Genomic DNA, 4,379 nt, shown 5'->3' with positions numbered 1-4,379 from the left:
CAGGCTGTGTAAAAACGTAGGGCCGTGTAAACGAAGCCAGTCCGGTAAACGTTAAGCCAGTATCTCATCAATACAGGTGCCAAATGAAGCGCTTTATCGAGGGCGAGGACCGCGGACAGGGCACGCTACTGCCTGAGCTTCTGGATGATTACGTTGCCGAAGATAACCCGGTTCGTGTAGTCGATGTATTTGTCGAAGAGCTAGACCTTGCCCGCTTGGGCTTCGAGCGAGTGCAACCGGCGAAAACGGGCCGGCCGGCTTACCATCCGGCAGTGCTGCTCAAGCTCTACATTTACGGCTACCTCAACCGTATCCAATCAAGCCGGCGGCTTGAGCGCGAGGCTTAGCGCAACGTCGAGCTAATGTGGCTGACTGGACGCTTGGCGCCCGACTTCAAAACGATAGCGAACTTCCGAAAAGACAACGGCAAGGCCATCCGCAATGTCTGCCGCCAGTTCGTCGTCGTGTGCCAGCAACTGGACCTGTTTTCGGACGCGGTTGTAGCGATCGACGGCAGCAAGTTCAAGGCCGTCAACAGCAGCGACCGCAATTTCACTGACGTCAAGCTCAAGCGCAGAATGGCAGAGATCGAGGCGAACATCAGCCGCTACCTGGCCGAACTCGACACGGCCGACCGGCAGGAGCCGGCCACGGCGCAGTCGAAAGGCGTTCGCCTGAACGACAAGATCGCAGCGCTAAAATCTCAAATGGCCACGCTCAAGGAGATCGAAGCGAAGCTGACAGAGACTGGGGAAACGCAGATCTCGCTTACCGATCCAGACTCGCGCTCGATGATGACGCGCGGTTCAGGAATCGTTGCCTATAACGTGCAAACCGCAGTCGACGCCAAGCATCATTTGATCGTCGAACACGAGGTAACCAATATCGGCAGCGACCGCGACCAATTGTCCGGCATGGCCAAAAAGGCCCGCACAGCAATCGGCATGACGAGACTAACTGCAATTGCCGACCGCGGCTACTTCAAGGGCGAGGAAATCCTGGCCTGTCGTGAGGCGGGCATCTGCGCTTTGGTGCCACCGACGAAAACTTCAGGAGCTAAAGCCGACGGCCGATTCGACAAGGCCGACTTCATCTACGACCCACAAAAGAACGAGTACCGCTGCCCGGCAGGCGAATCTTTGATATGGCGCTTCACCAGCGTCGAGAGAGGCATGACCAACCACCGGTACTGGAGCTCGAACTGTAAGGGCTGCCCGCTCAAGGACAAGTGCACGCCGAGCTCGCAGCGTCGGGTAACCCGCTGGGAACATCAGGACGTGCTCGATGAGATGCAGGCACGTCTTGAGCAGACCCCGGATGCCATGCGAATCCGGCGCTCGACCGTCGAGCATCCGTACGCGACGATCAAGGCGTGGATGGGAGCGACGCACTTCCTGACGAAAGGACTGGACCGTGTGAAGGCTGAAATGAGCCTGCACGTGCTTGTCTATAACTTCAGGCGCCTGATGACGTTGCTTGGCATGCAGGGAATGCTGGCAGCGATCAGGGCGTACGCCCATTTTTTGACGCTACCAGGCTTGTTTAAGTCGTGTTCCTTGCTCGTCGTGCTGAAAACGTCCAAATGAGATTACACGGCCTGGAACGCTTCTTTATATTCCCGAGTTAGCCCGGGCCCGTAAAATTCGGCTGGCAGTTCTTAATTTTGAGTTTTTACACGGGCTGGACCCATTGCGGACGTTCGTTCCTGTACCCGTCTCGTTTCTACTAACGGTTCACTCGGTACCAGTTCGCCACCTTTTTTAGCTCGGCCTCGACTTGTAGATTGCTCGCGACTGGGGCTATTGATGCCACGACCTCTTCCAGATTCCCTGGCAGTTCAGTCGTATCGCTAAGCTTCGCGAGGTCGAGCACCAGCCAGCAACATGAGGCAAAAGCGTATGGGTCGGTTTGCTCTCCGGCTAAACTCAACACATCAACGATGTTCTCGAATGCCTCGCTTGGCGTCACATCGCTGATAACTTGTTCACGCGCTTCAGTTACTGCCCATTCGTTTGTCGCTAGTTCGGTGAGGCCGGCCTCAAGGGACCTGCGAAACTCATCTGCAATTGTCATCAATCACCCGTGTCTTTTCCAAGGTCCGCTTCTGGCCGATTGCGGACCTTGGATAGCGTCCGCTACCGACCGAATGCAAACGTTCACAAAACGAAAAAACCTAAACACCTCTCCTTACCTTGCAATCCCGGCTGCCCTAAGTAGGTCGAGTGTAGCGTTGTCCAAAAGGCCGCCCGTATGATCTTTGCAATGCACGACTGCCACCTGTTGCTCATCCTTGGCCACGAAAATTAAAGGCAAACCTCTAGCCTCTTCAGCGATTGAATACCTAAAGCGCCCGTTGGCGAATTCCAAACTAGCGCCACGTGGACCCATCGCCAGGTGGAATTTTTTCAACGGATGTACATGCGTAGCAGGGTAGACAAACTCGGCCTTGGCAGCTCTTCCTGCACGGTATTGCAGATAGCCATTACTACGAGAAAGGTTTGGAGACGCGCTGACCGAATATGTCTTCTTACCAGCATGGCAGGACCATACAACCTGTTCTCTGGCTTCGCATAATGAGCTCTCTGCACTCCAGCCAGGGTGGGTGACAGACAAGAGCACGAAGGCAACTATCGCATACTTTTTTTCCATGAGATTGAAGTTGAAGATTTAGTGAACGTCTGCTTCTGGCCTATTGTGTTGAAAAAGTCGCGCGGCAACACTTTTAACCGATTTTCGTGAGTATCAAACGATCAACCGATCGGCGTTCGTTCAACAGGCGCGGTTTTGGACAGTCGAGTTAACGCTTTTTCTTGTTATGGTAGCAAGCTGACCGAGTTTTTCAACACAATAGGCCGGAAGCAGACGATCGTGAAGCGATCAGTCTACCCGAGTTGTTTCCAGATGGGAAAGTACTCGACTGAGCCGCGCTGAACGTTCGTTCCAGACCCAAGCGGACCTCTATCTCTTATTGAGCAGTCAGACTTTTCAAGAAGAAATGCAAATTCGCGTCAACAGTTCTGGATACGGAGGCCAACTGCTCCTGGGGGGCGCGAAAACTGTAGGTTACTTGCGGACCCAAGCTTAAACGGTACGTCGTCGTGCAATGAAGCATGCCTGAGGGTTTTGTCTCGTAGCAGTACAGACTGAAAGGCTCGCCCGCATCGTTTCGCCATGTTTTATCGCGTGCAATCCAGTATCCATTAGAGAACTGATCGAAATCATCGTTTCGCAACGCTTGCAGAGGCCGACCGGATCGTATAGCTGCTTCGCTTTTTTTGATAAATCCTGCATACGCACTGTGTTCGCTCACCAGCATTTTCTTGTGGTCAAATTCGGTCGGCGAATAAATCGATATTTCTTCAGGAAAGCCATTGCTTGAAGTAGCCGTTGGCGTGCTCCTACGACAAAGCAGCTTTCCCCATTCCTGTCTAGTAGCCGCACAAAATTTGTCCCGCTGAGGCTGGCCTTTGAAGCTTAGCTGTTCTGGGTAGATCGAAAGGTTCACGACTTCGATCGGCTTTTTCGTTTTCAGGCTGATGCTGCAAAAGGACCGCATGCGCTGATGCGACGAAAACGAATACAACTCTTTTTCTCCCACCCATGGAGTGAAGATCGGTGCTGAAGGCAGCCACAAATCAAGCCCGGTGATATTGACATGGTGTTTGGCGTTAAGACAGGCCTCATCAGGAACTCGAATGTTCCCCTGGGACCACCAAAATGACGCTGCCAAGATCGATGGAATGGCGAGCCCCCCTACAAGCACCAACACGGCGTGTTGAACGCGCGAATGTTTCGCTGACAAAAAGCTGAATGAAATCGCACGTGTCGTGACGCCGGCGATTAGCCCCGCAACTGCCGAACCGATAAATGCTGCTACGACAATAACGCCCAAGATCGCTCCACCAGGCGCGCTTCCCATTGAACGAAAGCCCTCCCACATAAGCCATCCAAGCGGCAGGCCGAGCACCCCAGCGAGGAGAAAAAGTGACCGTCGCCCTGGCATCATCAGCGCGAGCGCGAAGAATACAACATAGGGAAGTATGTATAAAACCAAAAACATTGAAGACCGAGATGGTGTAATCGAGAAGTGGCAGAATATCTGACGGAGATGTTTTAATCAACCAATAGTAGCTTCCAGCTAATGTGTGAAGAATCACGGAGTGCGAAATCGTATCGTTATTGACCGGTTGCGGACCTATTGTAGCGTCCGCTTCCGACCTATTGTGTTGAAAAAGTCGCGCGGCAACACTTTTAACCGATTTTCGTGAGTATCAAACGATCAACCGATCGGCGTTCGTTCAACAGGCGCGGTTTTGGACAGCCGAGTTAACGCTTTTTCTTGTTATGGCAGCAAGCTGACCGAGTTTTTCAACACAATA

Annotated in this window: 3 protein-coding genes and 1 pseudogene; 1 reads left to right on the top strand and 3 read right to left on the bottom strand. The window is 53.0% G+C overall.

The features are described 5' to 3' along the window. Positions 1 to 83: 83 nt before the first annotated feature. Positions 84 to 1,511: pseudogene (locus ACHAC9_RS24235) on the top strand (IS1182 family transposase); the annotation flags it as partial. 214 nt (positions 1,512 to 1,725) lie between these two features. On the opposite strand, the gene ACHAC9_RS24230 reads toward ACHAC9_RS24235, so the two are convergent. The 3 genes from ACHAC9_RS24230 to ACHAC9_RS24220 form a co-directional block, all read right to left on the bottom strand. Further along, positions 1,726 to 2,073: a hypothetical protein gene (locus tag ACHAC9_RS24230; RefSeq protein WP_435764336.1), complete on the bottom strand. Its 348-nt coding sequence runs from the start codon at positions 2,071 to 2,073 to the stop codon at positions 1,726 to 1,728. Between the two features lie 114 nt (positions 2,074 to 2,187). Further along, a complete protein-coding gene (locus ACHAC9_RS24225; RefSeq protein WP_435764334.1) occupies positions 2,188 to 2,649 on the bottom strand; it encodes a hypothetical protein in 462 nt (153 codons plus the stop codon). A 316-nt stretch (positions 2,650 to 2,965) separates the two neighbouring features. Beyond that, positions 2,966 to 4,060, bottom strand: a complete 1,095-nt coding sequence (locus ACHAC9_RS24220; RefSeq protein WP_435764332.1) for a hypothetical protein — start codon at positions 4,058 to 4,060, stop codon at positions 2,966 to 2,968. Positions 4,061 to 4,379: the final 319 nt, after the last annotated feature.

Origin of the sequence: Massilia sp. CMS3.1 (genome assembly GCF_051262535.1) — a bacterium.
Classification (GTDB): domain Bacteria; phylum Pseudomonadota; class Gammaproteobacteria; order Burkholderiales; family Burkholderiaceae_D; genus Telluria.
The sequence above is the reverse complement of the archived record's forward strand: the minus strand, read 5'-3'. Positions and strand labels throughout refer to the sequence as shown.